The organism is Halobacteriovorax sp. XZX-3 (assembly GCF_043196495.1).
Taxonomy (GTDB): domain Bacteria; phylum Bdellovibrionota; class Bacteriovoracia; order Bacteriovoracales; family Bacteriovoracaceae; genus Halobacteriovorax_A.
Window position 1 is genome coordinate 1609959 of the sequence record NZ_JBEBMO010000001.1, and the last position, 18248, is coordinate 1628206.

Genomic DNA, 18248 nt, shown 5'->3' on the forward strand with positions numbered 1-18248 from the left:
ATGTAGTGATAACTCTCGAAAGTATAGTTATATGAAAGCCGACAAAAGCTTTCTCTCAAAAAAAGACTCAGACACAATCTACTTCGCTTACACTTCTAGCTTAAATTCAAAAGTTGAATCACACAGTGACGAGCTAATTGTTTCTTCTAAAATTGAATTTGGTGGGGATGCACTACTTTATAAGTTCATTTCTGCTTTAAAAGAAAAGCTTAGTAACCTTGTCCTAATTGATGGTGGACAGATTCTAGAAAAAGAGTATGACCTTGCTGGCGAATTGATCCTAAATCAATTGTCCAATTTCAATTATGATGCGATTCTCTTATCTGATCATGAATTAATTAATTTCAAAAATAACCTTCTTCCTCGTGAGCTTCCATTTGTAAATTCTAATCTTATTTCACTAGATACAAATTCAGCATTTAATCAATATGGAAATCAAGAGTATATCGTTAAAGAAGTTGGTGGAATTAAGGTTGGAATTATTGGATTGACGCCATATAAGCCAAAGTTAAAAAAAGAAGATGGCCTAGAAGGGATCCTTTTTGATGATGTTGTTGCTCGTGTAATTGAAATCAAAAAGGCACTAAAGGGTAAAACTGACCTTAATATTGCACTTCTTCACTCACATACAGAGTGTAGCGATAAGATCGATTATAAATTTAAGAATTGTTCACTTGATAAGCAAGCAACAGAGACTATTCTTAAACGCTTACCCCCAGATACATTTGACTTAATTTTCACTGGAAATAGTTTTGAACCATATATGCAAGTATCGGGCTATCCAATTATTTCAAATATAGGTCATGGTGAATTTATCACTCTTGTAAGCTTTAACAAAAAGACAAAAGAAGTGAAGGCTGAACAAATTAGGGTATGTTCTCATTTTTATCAAGCCGTAGATAGCTGCTATATTGACCCAGAAGATATTGATAGTATCAAGAAAGTAAGAAAATCTCGTATTAAGCTAAAACCTGCTACAGTTTTTGGTAAAGAGATCTTATAAGCAAATAAGAATCCCCTCATCATTACAGAATGTACTAAGTCCAGGAGAGCAAAAACCTGCCGGAGATCCATTAAAACAAAGAGAAGGAAACTTCGTATCTAAAACCTTATAACCACGAGGGCAAGCTGGTTGATTCTTTGTTCCACACTTATCCTTTCCACAAAATTTACTGCCACCTTGTGCACAATTAAAGTCGACGACTTCGTAACTGCCTTCCTCACAAAGATCACACTTATACTTCACCACATCCTTACACTCGATATTCACACCGTGACAAAGAGTTCCACTTTTTAAAGTTTTAGATTTTAAATAATCCAAACCACCATTTACAAATACATTATCAAAATATGATTTCTTAAGTTGATTGTTAAACGGAGAAAACTTTTTAGAAACAGTATGATTTAGAAGAGGATAGTTTACACTCTCTCCATCAATTATAAGATTAAGCTTTATCTTATCCTGTACATGAAGATTCATCTTAAAATCACTAATTCCTTCTTTAGAAAGAATTGCATCATCATTAAAGCTACATTTCCCCGAGGATCTCTTAGTCACTCGGTACTCTCCTAGAGATTTATTAAATGGTGTTTTATAAAAGTAGCAATAGTCATTAAAGGTAAATAGAAGAAGCCATGTATTCTTCGGTTCATAAACCCCTTTACTTCCCTGATAGAGTTCATTCATTTGAAAGTTATTAGTAAAGGCCAACTCTTCTTCCAAAATGAAATGCTTTTGGTTGCAAGAAATGAAATTTAATAGAAGTAATAAACCCATTATAAACTTCATTATAGTGTCCTCATACAACGAAAAGCGATTTTATAATCTGATCCTATCTCGTTAGAAACAAAAGGATCAAAAGCAATATTATTAATGCCAAATCCCTCTCCATCCCAATATCCACGCATTCCGGTCTGATGAGCTTTTTGATGCCAACTAAAATAAAATGAAGCCAATTTTATATTTTCACTTGGATGAATAATATTTCTTAAGTATTCAAGTGGGCCGCCAAAAATTTCATAAACACCGGCCCATGAAACATTGTGACTATTTTTTTGGATATAATTCTGATCCAGACACTCACTAGAATAATCTTTTTTACAAAGTTTAATTCTTTCTTCTTTAGTTATTTCGTCAATATGAAATTCTTTCATGCGCTGAATTTTATTAATTAGAGTTTTGGTATTCTTTCTTTCCCATGGGTAAAAAGGCGCTCTTAAGTACTTTGTTGTCGTATCATTTAGATCTTCTGGATGAATTGATATAGCATCAAAGACACGGGCACTTAAAATTGATTTCCCTTGAAAAGAACAATAAGCATCCATCTCATCAATTGAAAGCCCGTAAGCATAAGAGTACTTATTTCTATCCTGTATTTTCTTTGCCGCTTCTTGAGCAACTTTATCTTTAGAGATCTTTGCCCAATTTAGAACTTCCCAGTTTTGCACATGGTATTTATCAACAAAAATATTGCGATTGAAGTTATCCCACGAAATAGTTACATCTCTTTTATTGGCCAAGAACGGATAATATCTTTGAGGAACATAGACTTCCTGACAACTGTCGACAAAGCTAAGTTTAAGTTCTTCATCAAAGCCATCGGCCTTAACTGTATAATCATAGTAGCGGTAGCTAGGCATCTGATGGTAGCTGTAGTTACCCTTCAGCGTAATTGGTACTAATTTCTTATTAATATGGACATTGACAAGCTTCTTTTCCAGTAAACAGGCCATATACTCTGGAAAACATTGGTAATACTGGTCATCTACATAGCTAAGCTTCTTACACATTCCCTCTTTATCGAGGTGTGCGTTCTCCCATTCAAACTTTAATGTTTTAACAATTTCGATAATTTCTTCATTTGAAAGCTTAGGGCCAGAGCTTTTCTTCGTGAAAAGCCAATACCCGAGTCCAACACTCAGAATAAGAATGGAAGTAAAGATTATTTTTTTAAACATTTCTCACTTATATGTAACACCCAATCAATGGTAAAATTATAACTAGAAATCCCCTATGTTAAAAGGTTTCAAAGGAAGATTATGGATTGGTTAGATAGTTTAAATGATTTAGAAGTTAACGGAAATGAGACAATGTCATTTTTTGACTACTACGAACTCTTCAAAAAATTTCCAGACCGGGAATTAAGACCAACTTCGGCCTATCTTCAAGACATGGTGGACTATTTTGGACGCGATGATCACGGACACCTCAATGTTTTTCAAAAAGATGATCAAGATGCTCCTGCAGTTTTTGGTCAATATAAAATTGAAGAAAAAATAATTGAGCAGTTAAGAAATTTTGCTGAAGAAGGTTTCAATAATAAATTTATTTTACTAGTAGGGCCAAATGGTTCATCTAAGAGCTCACTTGTAAAACGCCTTATGAAAGGTGCTGAAGATTACTCTAAAACTGATGAAGGCGCTCTTTACACTTTTAGCTGGATATTCCCAATCAATACTGTCATTAAGGGTAACCTTGGACTTAACCAAACTCATTCTTCGGTAAATTTAAATTCTTATGCTTTATTAGAAGATAAAGATATCTCAGCAATTCTCGCTTCGGAGCTTAAGGATCATCCACTTCTTCTCATTCCAAAAGAAGTAAGAAAAGATATTATTCACTCAGCTTTTAACGACCAACCAGAAAAATTAGAAGAAATTGAAAAATCGTACCTTGTGCGCGGTGATCTTTCGAAAAGAAATCGTATGATCTACGATGCACTCTTAAAAAACTACAAGGGTAAACACGAAGAAGTATTAAAACATATCCGTGTTGAGCGCTATACAGTTTCTCGTCGCTATTCTCGTAGTGCCGTTACAATTGAGCCTCAATTACATGTTGATGCAAAGATGCAACAGATTACAATGGATCAAAGACTTGCATCACTGCCACCTTCTCTACAATCACTGAACCTATTTCAAATGTCAGGTGAAACAATTCATGCAAATCGTGGAATCCTAGAATACTCAGATCTTTTAAAGAGACCACTTGATACTTTTAAGTATCTACTTATGACAATGGAATCTGGTTCAATTAATCTTGGTGGAATTCTAACTGAGCTTGATATTTTCTTTATTGGAACATCTAACGAAGTTCATTTAACAGCATTTAAACAACATCCAGATTTTAATTCATTTAAAGGACGTTTTACATTTATTCGCGTTCCTTACCTACTGGACTATAAGTGTGAGATGGATATTTATAAGAAGCAAATTGATAGCATTAAGGATCGTACTCGATTTGAACCTGGCTCACTTTCTGCCATTGCAAAATTCTCAGTTATGACGAGAATTCGCTCTTGTATGAGTAAACACTACGAAGACAACAAAAAATTATCTGCAATTGTGACAACTCTTAATCCACTTGAGAAATGCGCGCTTTACTCAAGTGACCGCCAGCTTCCGGCCCACCTTAATGTTGAAGAAGCACAGCTTCTAAAACACAATATTGGAAAGGTTGAATCTGAGTTTGAATTCGATAATCTCTATGAAGGTAAGTTTGGTATATCTCCTCGTGATATCAAGAATATGATTTATCGCCTTGCGGACTTAAATAAAGATATTACTTTCATTGAAGTCCTTGAGTATTTCAGAAGAATTATCAACAAAAAGTCTGAGTATGACTTCTTAAACATGTCTGCCCATGGTGACTACCATAATCCAGAAAAGTTCATCCAACTTATAAATGAAGACTGTCTAGATCAATTTGATCGTCAGCTAAGAGGATGTCTTGGACTTGTCGATGATCGTTCATACGAAGAGTACCTAAAGAAGTATATTCAAAATATCAACGCACTTATTAAGGGTGAAAAGATAAAGAATGAAGTGACTGGAAAATATGAGGAAGGCGATGCTTACCAAATTAAAGAATTTGAAAACAATATTTCTTTAAAAGAAGACCCTTCAACTTTCCGTTCACACTTAATCTCTAAACTTGGGGCATGGTCGTTAGATAACCCAGGACAGAAAGTTGATTATATAAAGATCTTCCCTGAGGTTGTTGATCGTCTTAAAGAATCTTTTAGACAAGAGCAAGAGAAGGTCATTAAGAATATTTCTAAGAACTTAGTCTTCTTTGAAGCTGAAAAAAGTGGCAAGGATGTTCAAGGCCACATTCCTTTAAAGGAAGATATTAAGAAAGAAATTCAACAAATTATTGATAATCTTAATACAACTTATGGTTATTCACAGAACGGATCATTTGCGCTAATAAAGTATCTAATTAAAGAAAGATATTAGTACTTTATTAGATTATGGCCATTCTCAATAAGAAATTTACAACACAAGTATATGAAGTCACTTACTATGTTGAGGAAACTCAGCATGGTATGAGACTTGATCAATATATGCAAATCTATCTTGAGACTTGGTCACGTCAAGAAGTAAAGAAACGTATCAAGGCAGGCGATGTTCAAATCATTGGCCGCCCTGGAAAACATCGTCCTTCAACAACTCTCCACTACAAAGAAAGAATCTTCTTTAGAATCGAAAGAACAACTCAAGAAGATGAGTACTGGCGTGGTGAATTAATTGAGTTAGACGAGAAACCAGAGATTATCTTTGAAGACAAAGAGCTTATTGTTATGAATAAGCCTCCTTATATGGCCTGCCACCCTACTGGCCGCCACCTCTTCTACTGTGCAACTGTTATGTTTGAAGAGAAGTATGAAAAAACCATTCACTCTATTCACAGGCTTGATCGTGAAACATCAGGGGTCATGATGTTAGGAAAAGAGCCCCAGATAGCCAACTTAATGGGTGAAGAGTTTATCCACGATCGCGTAAAGAAGTGTTACTTCTTTATCGCCAAGGCAAATGAAGACTACAACGGCGAAATCGAGTTCTATTCAGATGAGCGACTTGGCGCTGGTGAAGAAGGTTTAAAGCGTGTCTATATCGACTCTTACCCTGTTGATTCCCATGAAGGTAAACACGCCTACACAGACTTTAAGGTTTTATTTAAGGAAGGCGACTATGTTATTGGCTTGGCCTTCCCTCAAACAGGACGCCAACATCAGATTAGAGTTCACGCTATGCTTAGAGGACTTCCACTAGTTGGCGATAAGCTCTACCTTGGCTCATTTGAAATGTTTCAAAGATTTAAGGACAATTTAGCGAGCCCAGAAGAATATGATCAAATGGAGCACAATCGCCACTGTCTTCATGCCATAGGACTCAAGCTTCACTATAAGGGTGAAGATCGCATGTATATTTCTTCACTGCCAAAAGATTTCATTCCACTTATTAGTGAGAGATTTACAACTCCAGTTGGAGAAATTGAATCAACAGTAAAAGACGCTGCTAGAGATTATTTTTCAGGTAGTTTAAAACCCCGCTAGGCCCTGCATTCTCGCTTCCTTCAAGAATTACGTGAGGCTTAACTGCAAGCTTATCGAGAACTGATTTAATATTTGAAACACCAATTGATGTTTTTACTTTATCAAACATTGATTGATCATTAAGGCTATCTCCAAAATAGATAGCATCTTCGGCCATATTTAAATTTGGATAGAACTTATTAAAGAGTACTTTCGTTGCATTTGCTTTTGAAAGATTTCCACACCAAAAGTTTAAGTGCACATTAGACGTTGAGTAGTTAATCCCCTCTTCATCCATAAGGTGGCAGATTTCATTTTTAAACTTCTCATCTTCAAGATCACAAAGCTCAATTGCACGATCAGCAACTCGTCCTAGAGAGTCACTTGTTAAATAAAGGTTAGGATATTTTTCTTTAAGCTTTATACAAAAGGCTTCAAGTTTTGCTAACTCACTTTCAGGAACAAGAAATTCATTTTGAATAAGTCCTGCTTTATCACGCCAGCTAATTGCTCCCCCACCCTCAGAGATAACAATTGGAAGTGAAGTAAAGTGAGTGATTAAAAAGTGTGCCCAAGAAATTGAGCGGCCAGTAACAATGACAAAAGGGACTTTCTTCTCATCTGCTAATTTTAAAATATCGAAAAGCTCACTACTCATTTCAGTGTGATGAGTAAGTGTTCCGTCGAAATCTGAGAGAATAATTTTTGTCATTGGATAGTCCTCTTAATTAAAAAGGCGGCACTAGGCCGCCTTCTTAGTTATATATAATTTCTGGAAGATATTATAGTGGAAACGATACACCAGCAAGGAATGCTGTGAATGAATCTTTAAGTCCAACTTGAACTTCCATTGTTCCATTAAGGTGTTTAAAACCTTCGATTGGAAGTTGTCCGTTGATACCAGTGTTAAGACTGATTGTTGTATCGTAAGTTTTAGTGTCACCATTTAGTGAAAGCCCTACTGGTAGTGAAGCATATGGATAAGCTTCTTTACCCCAGAAAGAGAATCCCTTAGTGATAGTTGGTGCCATCGAGATTTTTGTAATCCCTTGGTCAAACTCAGTTGAACGCTCTAAAATCCCTTTCACAGAAACTCTTGGTTGTTGCATATAATCTGGATAGATTTCATAGTCAGCACCAACAAATAGTCTTTGTGAACGCTCACCACCTGAGATACCAATCCCACCGTCTACAATTAATTTTTCATCTAGTTTTTGAGTGTAACGAACTTGCATACCCATTCCGCCCTTATCAGACGTAATTCCAGTAAGTTCCGTTGCAATTTGCTTGCTTCCGCTAAGCATTGGCATCGTTGATTGACCAATCCCATAAGCAAAAATTGAAGCTTGTGAAAGCATCATTAATGATAGAAATACCTTTTTCATATATCCTTCCTAGTTTTTTGGTAACTTCACTAATCATTTTAATGCCTTGGAGCATTTATATGCAAGATATTCCTAGGACGCTTCGCACAAACCTTACACATTATGCAATTAACTGTTGACTCATAAGGCCCAAGCATTTATAAATAATTCCACATTCTTATGGTGACCGTAGTTCAGTTGGTAGAGCGCCAGATTGTGATTCTGGTTGTCGTGGGTTCGAGCCCCATCGGTCACCCCATTTAAAAAAGCCTTCCTTTGCGAAGGCTTTTTTTATTCCTGAAATCAAAAGCTATGAAAACGATGGGGCGAGAAGCGAACGAGCGCGCGATAGCGAAGAGCTGGCCCGGACGGCCAGCGGAAGCGAGTGAGTCGGCGACGATTGCTTGAGCGTGATGCGAAAGCATGAGGAGGAGCCCCTCCGCATACAACATCACTTTGCCACGATGGCCGCAAAGCGGGCTCACCAACTCTACAAACCCACCATACATTCAATAACTCTAAAACTAGCTTCACATAGAATATTATTCATTCATTGAAGTAAAACCAGAACCATTACATAATTTATACATGAATGAGAAAACTATCATATTCAATAGAAAGACTATCTATTTTGGCACATTTGTATTTTTTCTAAACATCATCACATTCAGTTTGGTATTAACTGAAGATGGGATAGATCAATCTGTTATTGTATTACCTGTTCTCACACTTTTATTTTTATACATGCTTAAGAAAGCAATAAATGAAAAGCTAATTATGACAGAAGACAAGGTCTACTATACAGACGGAAGCAATGAACAAGAAGTTTTTATCAAGAGGATAAAAAAGATAGAAGTCTCGCACGAGCTTCGCTATCGAAGGCTGGATATTATTTTAAAGGGAAGTGAAGAACCATTTAACTTCAAAATACATGCACTAGAAGATCATTTTTTTGAAATACCAAGATGGATTCATAGAGTATCAAATGGACAGATCGAGATAGATCATCGCCTATTGGATAATACTTCGTTTCTATATTTTACTCGAATTCGTTATAACTTTTTCTCAAATTTATTTTTAATTATTGCGTTGCTAATTCTTTATCAAAGATATCTTTAGAAGTTTCTCAGAGTTGTTTTATTATGCGCAGTCAATGAAAAAGCACCTGGAACCGATGTTGCAAAATCATATCATGCTTTCAAAATGACAAAAGGATATTGATATAGTGACAATTTTTTCACATCACTATAGATGATTGCTGTTTCATAAGTTAACTTTTATACAATCGCTTGCATGAGCCTCTGAAGTGTTCACTCAGGCTCCCATTTTCTACAACTATGGATATTATATAAATACTTTAAATCAATATTTATAACCTATTCTATAGCTTCTCATAGGAATAAATATAAAACTGGACGTAGAAATATTGAATCTCTTTCTAAATCTGAATGTATTTATTTGTAAACAGGCTTTAACCCCTTAATTGAAATACACTCTTTACGAACAAGCCAATCTTCCATAAGCTTATTACTTTCATTTTTATAAACTCTTGCAACAGCGTGCCTCATTCCTATATAAAAGACATCATCAAGAACAACTAGACTATTAGGATAAAGGTCTAGGTAGTTTGATTCCCATACTTTTTCTACAGAACCTTTTCTAAATACAGAAATCCCTTTGTTAGTAACAATATAAACCTTATCTTCAATCACTGTATAAGAATTAGGCTTACTACCTAGCTTATGTTTTTTTACAACTTTCCAGCTATCACCGATCTTTACAACTTCTATTAAAATACCCGAATCCATTCTTAAATGAGCTAAACCACCAAGGGCCAATACCTTTTCACCATATTCAAATACAAATGAAATATTATTATCATACAGTTCCATTTTTTTGACTTTACTTACAAACTTTAGTCCTCCACCCCACTCACCGTGATTTTCTGCTCTAAATTCCCCATTAGAAACCAATAAAGACGAGCTTCGACTAACTTTTCCTTGATATTCATTAATATGTAATTTGTTTGAGTTTATATCAACAGCTAAGGACTTAGAGTAATTAGCACATCTTCTTTGAGAGGAATTTACAAGATAAGGCTTAATAACTTTATAGTCAGAAGGAGCTACCAGAGAAGTTACTTGAACAGCTTTTTCAACTTTCATTTCTGAAGCTTTTGAAAAATAGAACCATTTATTGTTTTGCCCACACTGCCCATAACCTTCTGTCACGACATTAGTTTCAGGTAACTCCTTTAAGGACAATATTAATACTTCATCTTTCTTAAAAACTTTTGTACCGGGTAATCTATTCCAAATCCAAGGGTATTTATAATGTAACTCTTCATACTTCAAATTACCTTTATATACTTTTTCAACTTTAACCTTCATTTCAAAATATGAAGGGAATGATTGCTTATCTCTCAAGGTATAGACATCAGCCATACCCTTATCAGAGTTTGAAGAAATAACCTTTCCCTTAAAGTAGGTTGAGCGCTCACTCTTTACATTATCAATATTTCTAATTACGCACTTAGAGTAAACAGTATTGGCAAACAGTATGCTTATTATAAGTAGTTTCATATAAGTATCTTAACTCATAAATATTATTTACGAAATATAGTCAAATAGACCTAGAAGTTAATTCAATCTTCTTGGTTTCTACACTCTCAAAAAGAAAGTTAGTAATTCTCTGAGAAGTAGCGAGAACCCTGCTTTTTTTATTCTTAGATAATTGCTCCTCAATAGATACTAAAAGACCTTTCTGACTCGTCATTGTCAAATCCGATATATCCTCAATAATAAATAGAATCTCACCTTCAATATTTTTCTCATCCTTGAACTTAGAAATTCTCTTAAATTGACCATAATCCAAATCTAAGCCATCATCCCAGTCATAAACATATACTGAGTCATAGCTTTTAAGAACTTCAACTTCATTTATGACTTTTCTCAGAAGTTCAGTTTTACCAGTACCAGTTGCTCCATATATAGTAATAATCTGATATGAAGCTTCCTTATCAACTAAAAGATTCAGTGTAGTTTCAACGGATTTGTTCCAATTTTCGGACACACTAGATTTAGTATCCATACATATTCCTTTCTTATAAGCAGTTAACAAGTTAAGAGACATTCCTTTTCGCTATAATTTGATAAACGGTCTTCCCATGCCACCCACCTTTTCCTGTCTTTGTAGGAACCTTCATCGTATTCAAAATCTCAGCAATCTTTCGATAGCTATATCCCTTATCTCTTAGTTCAATCATTTTCCTTATGGCCTCTGATTCTCTCTTATGTTCAATGACATTTCGCTTCTCAACCCTTTCACCATATCCAAGGCCTCTCTTTCTTTTTTGATTTGACCCCACTGGTCGTAACTCAATGTCGCATTCTTTTAAACGCTTCATAATAGTGGTTCGAGAGGACGCCACAGACCTCGAAATTTCCGCACAACTAAGGCCTTCTACGACATATTTTTGATAGAGGAAATCCCTTGTTAAGACTTCAGGTTCATGAAAAAAGTCAATGATATTAGACATTTCAGAAGGTGGACGATATTCTTGATTAACGGGATGTTGATGACCCCATTAAAAAAAGCCCCCGTATGAATACGGGGGCTTTTTTTATTTGTGGATGAATGATTGGGTTTTGTAGCTACGGCAATGTCGTGGGTGGCCCTCACGATGAGGGTCCCCCGCGAGGCCACGATGGCCGCAAAGCGGGGTCACCAACTCTACATACCTAGTAACAACCTTCAATAAAATTCTCATTCTCATTAAGACAAAATCTGTAATATGGTTTCCAATTGATTGTTCGGCCATCCACCATCTTGAAGTTAAATGAACCAAAGTTTTCATGGATAGCTGACGCTATTTTACCATTATCATGAAACTTAATTTCACCACTTAAAATAATATCCTTCCCTTGTAGAACAGTTTCCATGCTATCAATGCGTCCACTTATTAAATCACCTAGATCATTGAACTCTATTTGCCCGGTAAACTCAAACGATCTATCTGCTAAACCTACATTTACAGAGGACTCCGTTTTCACTAACTTTGCAATCTCATCCTCGTGAAAAATAACTTCGCTTAAGGTTTCAAATGAAATGCCATTAAGCTCAAGATCTCTAGCTTCTCCAAAATTTATTTTTTTAAAACCAAGGTTTGTCTTTAAGCTAAATGAGTTAACGGGGTTCCATTTGTTTTGAAAAAATAAGAGCCCGCCGGCCCAGTCAGAAGAAGATGAGCAAGTGAAATCAACGACGTTCCCCATAGAGAATTCCAGCTTTATTTTTCTTTTTCCAGAACATATTAGATTCGTTGAGGATAAATTTAAATTTACTTCACCATCTGTATCAATATTTTTTAAGTTACCATTTTCATTAAATACAACTCTCAAAATGTCTCCATTCAGTATTACCAAACCAAGATCATTTAATTTAAACTTCAATGGGTTATTTACAGAAAAGTCTCCCACTTCCTTTATCTGTGAGTTCTTGTAGAATGAGATCGTCTGAGCAGGAAAGTCTATCTCATTACTCCCAATCTTTATTTTTTGATTTTCTTTGTAAGACTCTGCATACCCACTTTTTAACTTGGAATCATTATAAAATGTAAAACCATTTTCTCTTCTAGTACCGTTCCTCCATGAAAAGAGCGAGAAAGTTACCCCATGTGCATCGAAGTGACGAAAGTCAATTGACTTAATTAACTCAACGTAATCTCGCAGTGATTGGGATGAGATACTATTCGTACTCAAACGAGCGTTTAAATACCTCGCAGAAATTGAGTTTGTGTGACCAGAAATGTTTACAGCTTCTCGAAGAATTAGCTCGTGCAAGATTGCTGAAGCCTTAGAGGTATTATCCATTAAGTCCCATAATTTTTTATCTATGGTATACCTTTTTTGTCCTGGAAACCTTGGAGTCCTCTGAACAATAACTTGCTCCAAAGAACAAGAGGGAGGTATTCGGCCATCAATAGTATCTGGAACATCAATTAAGTTATCTGAAGTAAATTCGGTTTCAGAAAAAAATAAATCAAACCAATTTTGATACAACTTTTTTCGACTCGGATTAATATCATTAAGTCGATTTAATGCTAGCTCAACTTTTTTATCAACACTTAATGTCTCGGCTCCAAGATCAATATCTAATCCATAAACAGCTTTAGCTTCATATAGGTCATAGAATTGCACATAGGTCTTTCCATCTGTCTTAGTGCACAGTATTCCATCTCCACCATTTCCTGTCTCATGCCCTGCATACACCGCTCTTGATGTGATAATAGACAAAAATAATAATAAAATCTTTCTATTCATTTTCGATCTCCTTACGCTTCCTACTTAAAGGGAATAATTGAACTGACAATTTATAAACTTCTTTTTTACTTCCAGTTTCGAGTTTCTTAGACAATCGCTTTCTAAACGACTTAATCATCTTTTTTGCTTCATCGATTTTAGAGGGGTCGATGGCCATTGTAACAGTTGAAAAATCCCTCTCTTCAATTGGATCATTGAGAACGGAATTCATAGCGAGTTCTAGAGTTTGAACTGTATGATTCTTTAATGAAACATTTAAGATATCTGTAGGTGTTTTATATTGGATGCCTGATGCTTCAAAGCTTCCATCTTTGTTTTCCACTAACATTTCAAGTTTTATAAGCCTATCTAGAGCGAACTTTGCTTCTCTCCGTGAAATATTTAATCTCTTGGATATCCATTCAGGCTGTGCTTTAAAATTTGGAATTTCGGCCAAAGATAGAATCGCAAAGTAATACCAATCAGAAATGGCCTTAAAATAGTCCAATGATAAATTAGATTCTTCTTTAGCTTTCGAACCTGATAATATTTTCTCCGACTCGATAGGATTAACTCCAAGACCAGACAAAATTTTTTGTCCCATCTTTTTTGTAATGGCTCTTTTTCCATTCAATATCTCAGATAAAGCTGAAACTTGAATGCCTAACCTATTAGCATAAGCCCTCAGCGAATAAGATGGATTCTTTGCCCTTGCATTAGCAAATTCATTTGAAAGTCTTTCTATTATCTCGTTTTGCATAAGAAGATTTTTGCAGATAAAAACTAGAACAACAACAAATTTTAGAACAAAGTGTTCTGTTTTGTTTTTAGAACACAGAAATATTGTTCAATCATTTTCCATTACACATTATTCCTTGCCACAGCCGGATGTGACGCTACGCTCGGGAAGGTTTTGGCCGTAAACGACAAAGTAGTTTAGGTTCCAGGTGTTTTTTCATTGACTACGTGTCGTGAAAAACCACCTGGAACATATTTTAAAAAAAATAATCCACGACTATCAAACAAGGAATACGTAAATCTTCTCTCTTCTTTTATTGCTATAATCTTTAAATTTATCGAATCTACATATTTATAAAACATAGTTTAGTTTATCATCGCTTACATAGAAAGAGAGTTCAATATCTTTAAAGTATCTTATAATATTTCATTAGAAGTTCTAGCTCCTTTATACCTCTTTGTATGATCGATATGTATTTCTTCTTATCTTCTCTAAAAACAGAGTTACTTAGTATAGGTCCAATCCATTTCTCTACGCTTTCAGATGTAACCTTAGATACTGCGATAGAGGCAGACCTGACATCATCAAAACCAGAGTGGTATTTATCTTTCTTTCCTAACTTTTTAAAAAAGTAAGTACTCCTATCAACCTGCCCCCATTTTTTAAAGGAAGATCTTCTAATTAAACAAGGGAAGCATCTTCCACACTGCGTAAATCCATACCTACCGAATCGCCCACAACTTGTAGATAAACGTGCTAACTTTTTTAACTTTACTTGATCTCTACAATCAACGCACATTTCACCTTTTGTCTTAAATTGATAAGGATTAACAACTTCAACGTTTAATCCCAACTCCTCTAACAATTGATTTAAGTAGCTCATATATACAGGATTTGTTGTTCTTGTACTTAAGCTTCCTACTCGAGTTGAGGTTAATGGTGGATTCAGTGAGATTAATCCATTTTCACATATAAACATTTTAACCTTTTTTTCAGATTTAAAATTTTCTAAACATGTTGCCGCCATAATTCCATAAGCTAAAAAGATTATAGACCTTGATCTAGTTGAATTTTCCTTACTTGCTGTAACATTATGATTAAACTGAAGATGTTCTAACCCAGCATTAACCTCTTCGACGAAAAACTGCTGTTTCTCACTGTCCCCTTTAACTATTTGGCTTACAACAATAGGTTTTTTCTTAGAACTTACTAAGTCAATTAAGCCAATTAAGCTATCCATGCCCCCTGATAGTAACGTAACACAGTTGCCATCTAAGCTACGACAGCTTTCGCCTTCATCAAAATCAAAGTTAGCTTGATATTCATAGAAACTGAGATTCCATATATCGGTTGTTAAAAAACGGAGCATTTTTTCAATCGTTATCCGAGAGCTATTCCATTTCTCTAAATTCATTACTGGTACAGATAAATTTATGATTCGTGTCCAACCATCAGGTGATGAATTCCTTGAAACTAATTTATCTGCAGAAAGTACCGAAAGAGCGATTCCCAAGAAATCAATAGAAAGTGGATCTGGATTAACTCTTAACTTCTTTATTTTTTCTATTACTGCAGCTCCACATGAGTTAATACCATCTTCGACAGATCTTCCGAATAATAATATTTTTTCTAAATCTTCTGATTCTTGTAATAAAACTTCTTCTGAAGTTGAAACCAATATATTAGCCATTAACTCTCCTCGAATCCTTCACAAGTTATAATATATGCTTCATTTATAACTTCTGTTACATTATCTGTTGTTAGAGTCTTTCCGCTTTCCCTTAGTTCTTCAAAGCTATTATGCGCAACTGTTCTAATAAAGCTTTTAGCATCTTTACTTCGTTTAACCCCTTCCATATTCGAAGGAGCATTATCAATAATAGTTTGCTCTAAATCCAGTTCAAAACGTCTAATCAATTCCTCAACAGCAAAACATTCTACAGTATGATCAATCTGTTCTACTGTTAAATTTTCAATATCAGCATTAGGGTAAGTTTTATATAGATCTGACAACGCATTATTCATTGACCATTGTCTAGTCTCTGCATCCTGAGTCCCATCTAAAGGAGCAAGAGTGTCCACAATGTAATCTATTATTTCTGCTGGGGACTTTGAAGACAATGCCTCTCTACTTAATAAATCATTTTCATTAAAATCATTAGCCCCTGAAAGACTCGATAAGGCGTGATATAAAGAGCCAGCAGACTTAGTCGCTCCACCTAGCCTTTGTGCAGCCTTACGACTTCCACCGAGACTCTTTTTTACATAATTCTTCATGCCCCTCTGGAGACTATCTCTTGATCCAGTACGAGCATAATCCGAAATCCCTTTCCTTGCTCCCAAGTGCCTACGAGGAGGAGCCTTGTCAAATTCTATGCTCTCTGGTGAGACCGGAAAATCATTTTCAGAAAAAAAGTCTGGCCCTCCTACTGGTGTTCCTGTGTTATGAGGAGCATAAGTAACATTATTCTGACCTCCCCCTTCTAAGGGGTCTGGAGTCCAAGAGGGTGTTGACGGAACGTTAGATGGAGACCCTTTACTTGATTTTGAAGTACCCATATCTTACTTCCCTTTTCTTTTATGTAACACTGAAAGGGGCTTCCTTAAGTGCTCTTCTTCTTTCCAAGAATCTAATAAATCCTCTACGAACTTTACTCTTGTTAACTTTGCAGCAAATGCAGGAGTAATTAAGCTAGGACTTAAACTCTCTAGAAAGTAGTAAATCATATCTTGAATTTGCTTTTTAAAACCTGCTACAACAATAAGGTCTTCCAATACATCCAAATTGTTCCAGTCTGTAATCTTTTTGGCTTTATTTATTAGCTTTTGCGCCAATACAACTTGCTCAGACAAAGGTAGCTTTTGTAACTTTGCTTTATTTGATTTTGCAGACCCTGAAATATTTATTAATGTCTCTAGTAATGCAATCGCTTCTGGAGACAATTGGTCCTCTGGCGTAACAATTGGTGCAAACTCTCTTGCAAGATAAACAATTCCTCTTAAATCAGAGGATGCTAATGAAGGCTCCAGTGTTAACCACTCTAACTCAAAGTCCTTACCCCACTTATTATCCTTCTCACCACTCAACTCTCCTTTTTTAGCATCAACTTCTAAAGTACCTAAAAATTCAGCTTTCCCATCATCTGAATGTATCACAGCTTTCAAGATTTCATCGTAACATTGAGAGTCTCCACATCTTTCAAATAATAACATTTTAATCAACTCTTCTTCGTTAACTTCAATGTTATTTGCTTTTGCAATACTAAGCCTTATGGATAGAGCGTTTAGAAATCTTTTGATTAATCTAGGATTACCATTAATTTTTGAAGCTTTTGTTAAAAGAGGCGACAATCTTTCAGCTAGAACAAACTTACTTGTCAACCCTTTATCACAACCTATTTCATCTATCGAAGATGCAAAGGTACTATCGACTTTCTCCCCTTTCCATGTTGATCTAAGCTTTTCGTTTATCTTTTCAACAAACACGAGCTTATTTTCGTCACTTAAGATATTACTTTGCTCAACAAAAAGAGACATTAAATAAGCACGCACCTCTTGCGTACCTAAATATGGGACTTCAATCGGAACCTGAATTAGCTTGTCAAAATAGTTAGTTACAAGATCATCATCTATATCAGAAAAATGTTTTTTCACGGCATGCTTAATCATTTTTTTATCAGCAGCAACTACAAAAGCTGTATTTGGTAGAAACAGAAAAAGTCTAATCGCCTCTAGGGTTGAAACTGTTGTATCTGGTAAACATCTATCTAAGTCATCGATTAATACAATTAAGGTCTTATCGAGACCCTTTAAAGTCTCTTCAAATTCATTCCTTATTTCTTGTATCTCCTTAGGTGGAGACCTCTCATCTACTGGATTTAAAAAACCTTGTGCTACTTTTACTGATTTTGAAACATTCTCAATAGCACCATCTAAATCTTTCTGAGTCGCATTATCACCAACTAACTTGCTTGCACTATCCAGAACACTTCCTATTAATCCTGTTGGGGGTAAGCCAAATGCAAGTGGAAGAGCATTTTTTAGTGCAAACTGCGAAACTCTTAACCAATTTACTCTTTTTAATAAGCCCTTAGCTTTATCAAGTACATCTGCATTCCCTTCTGCCTCTTCGATTAACTTATTAGCAATGGTATCCATCAACGAAGCTCTCGCATCATCGTAACCTTGATACAACCACGCATTAAACTCAACAAAAATATACTTATCTGAATCAGATTTCGCTTTTAAGGACTTATTAATTAATTTAATTAGGGTAGACTTTCCTATCCCCCAAGACCCATTTACACCAATAGAAATTGGTTTGTTATTAGCTTGTACAATAATCTCTGCTACGGTTTTCGAAATCGTTTCGAAGTTTAAATAATCAACTTCTGCTTCATTATCAGTCCACATACCTACTGACTCCTTTAATCAAAAATATGTTCTAAAATTCTGTTCCATTTCCTTTTTCTTTACGCAAAGTCAAAAACAAACGACCTGAGAATATAATTAAGTTCACTGCTTCAAA

At 35.3% G+C, this 18248-nt stretch carries 16 protein-coding genes and 1 tRNA gene; 5 read left to right on the forward strand and 12 right to left on the reverse strand.

Annotated elements, in window-relative coordinates; all coding sequences use genetic code 11:
* Window positions 1-31: 31 nt before the first annotated feature.
* Window positions 32-1003, forward strand: a complete 972-nt coding sequence (locus ABMA70_RS07605; protein WP_392990677.1) for a hypothetical protein — start codon at window positions 32-34, stop codon at window positions 1001-1003.
* Here the strand turns inward: ABMA70_RS07605 and ABMA70_RS07610 are convergent.
* Both ABMA70_RS07610 and ABMA70_RS07615 read right to left on the reverse strand, forming a co-directional pair.
* Window positions 998-1789 (reverse strand): hypothetical protein, encoded by a 792-nt coding sequence (locus ABMA70_RS07610; RefSeq protein ID WP_392990675.1) that lies wholly within the window; start codon window positions 1787-1789, stop codon window positions 998-1000. The two genes, ABMA70_RS07605 and ABMA70_RS07610, sit on opposite strands and share 6 nt — an antisense overlap.
* Window positions 1789-2958, reverse strand: a complete 1170-nt coding sequence (locus ABMA70_RS07615; protein ID WP_392990673.1) for a hypothetical protein — start codon at window positions 2956-2958, stop codon at window positions 1789-1791. Before ABMA70_RS07615 ends, ABMA70_RS07610 begins: the two co-directional genes overlap by 1 nt.
* A gap of 81 nt (window positions 2959-3039) precedes the next feature.
* On the opposite strand from ABMA70_RS07615, the gene ABMA70_RS07620 reads away from it, so the two are divergent.
* Together ABMA70_RS07620 and ABMA70_RS07625 are read left to right on the forward strand one after the other, a co-directional pair.
* Window positions 3040-5238 carry a hypothetical protein gene (locus ABMA70_RS07620; protein ID WP_103218820.1) on the forward strand — a complete coding sequence of 733 codons (2199 nt, stop codon included), beginning with the start codon at window positions 3040-3042 and terminating at the stop codon, window positions 5236-5238.
* Between the two features lie 14 nt (window positions 5239-5252).
* Window positions 5253-6338 carry an RluA family pseudouridine synthase gene (locus tag ABMA70_RS07625; RefSeq protein WP_392990671.1) on the forward strand — a complete coding sequence of 362 codons (1086 nt, stop codon included), beginning with the start codon at window positions 5253-5255 and terminating at the stop codon, window positions 6336-6338.
* On the opposite strand, the gene ABMA70_RS07630 is transcribed toward ABMA70_RS07625, so the two are convergent.
* Both ABMA70_RS07630 and ABMA70_RS07635 read right to left on the reverse strand, forming a co-directional pair.
* The gene (locus tag ABMA70_RS07630; protein WP_103218818.1) at window positions 6301-7029 is read right to left on the reverse strand and encodes an HAD family hydrolase; all 729 of its coding nucleotides are present in this window, start codon (window positions 7027-7029) and stop codon (window positions 6301-6303) included. The two genes, ABMA70_RS07625 and ABMA70_RS07630, sit on opposite strands and share 38 nt — an antisense overlap.
* 70 nt (window positions 7030-7099) lie before the next feature.
* Window positions 7100-7702, reverse strand: coding sequence for a hypothetical protein (locus ABMA70_RS07635; RefSeq protein ID WP_103218817.1), 603 nt, complete (start codon window positions 7700-7702; stop codon window positions 7100-7102).
* Window positions 7703-7864: 162 nt separating this feature from the next.
* Here ABMA70_RS07635 and ABMA70_RS07640 point away from each other — a divergent pair.
* Window positions 7865-7940 (forward strand) — tRNA-His (locus ABMA70_RS07640).
* A gap of 329 nt (window positions 7941-8269) precedes the next feature.
* Window positions 8270-8800: a hypothetical protein gene (locus tag ABMA70_RS07645; RefSeq protein ID WP_392990669.1), complete on the forward strand. Its 531-nt coding sequence runs from the start codon at window positions 8270-8272 to the stop codon at window positions 8798-8800.
* Between the two features lie 335 nt (window positions 8801-9135).
* On the opposite strand, the gene ABMA70_RS07650 is transcribed toward ABMA70_RS07645, so the two are convergent.
* From ABMA70_RS07650 to ABMA70_RS07685, 8 genes are all read right to left on the reverse strand, one after another.
* On the reverse strand, window positions 9136-10263 hold the full coding sequence (locus ABMA70_RS07650; protein WP_392990667.1) for a hypothetical protein: 1128 nt from the start codon (window positions 10261-10263) through the stop codon (window positions 9136-9138).
* A gap of 40 nt (window positions 10264-10303) precedes the next feature.
* On the reverse strand, window positions 10304-10771 hold the full coding sequence (locus tag ABMA70_RS07655) for an ATP-binding protein (RefSeq protein ID WP_392990665.1): 468 nt from the start codon (window positions 10769-10771) through the stop codon (window positions 10304-10306).
* A gap of 31 nt (window positions 10772-10802) precedes the next feature.
* The gene (locus ABMA70_RS07660; protein WP_392990663.1) at window positions 10803-11087 is read right to left on the reverse strand and encodes a recombinase family protein; all 285 of its coding nucleotides are present in this window, start codon (window positions 11085-11087) and stop codon (window positions 10803-10805) included.
* 334 nt (window positions 11088-11421) lie between these two features.
* Window positions 11422-13002, reverse strand: coding sequence for a hypothetical protein (locus tag ABMA70_RS07665; RefSeq protein WP_392990660.1), 1581 nt, complete (start codon window positions 13000-13002; stop codon window positions 11422-11424).
* On the reverse strand, window positions 12995-13741 hold the full coding sequence (locus ABMA70_RS07670) for a TIGR02147 family protein (protein WP_392990658.1): 747 nt from the start codon (window positions 13739-13741) through the stop codon (window positions 12995-12997). Before ABMA70_RS07670 ends, ABMA70_RS07665 begins: the two co-directional genes overlap by 8 nt.
* 385 nt (window positions 13742-14126) lie before the next feature.
* The gene (gene qatC / locus ABMA70_RS07675) at window positions 14127-15410 is read right to left on the reverse strand and encodes a Qat anti-phage system QueC-like protein QatC (RefSeq protein WP_392990656.1); all 1284 of its coding nucleotides are present in this window, start codon (window positions 15408-15410) and stop codon (window positions 14127-14129) included.
* The gene (gene qatB, locus ABMA70_RS07680) at window positions 15410-16279 is read right to left on the reverse strand and encodes a Qat anti-phage system associated protein QatB (RefSeq protein ID WP_392990654.1); all 870 of its coding nucleotides are present in this window, start codon (window positions 16277-16279) and stop codon (window positions 15410-15412) included. Before qatB ends, qatC begins: the two co-directional genes overlap by 1 nt.
* A gap of 3 nt (window positions 16280-16282) precedes the next feature.
* Window positions 16283-18133, reverse strand: coding sequence for a P-loop NTPase fold protein (locus ABMA70_RS07685; RefSeq protein ID WP_392990652.1), 1851 nt, complete (start codon window positions 18131-18133; stop codon window positions 16283-16285).
* Window positions 18134-18248 lie beyond the last annotated feature (115 nt).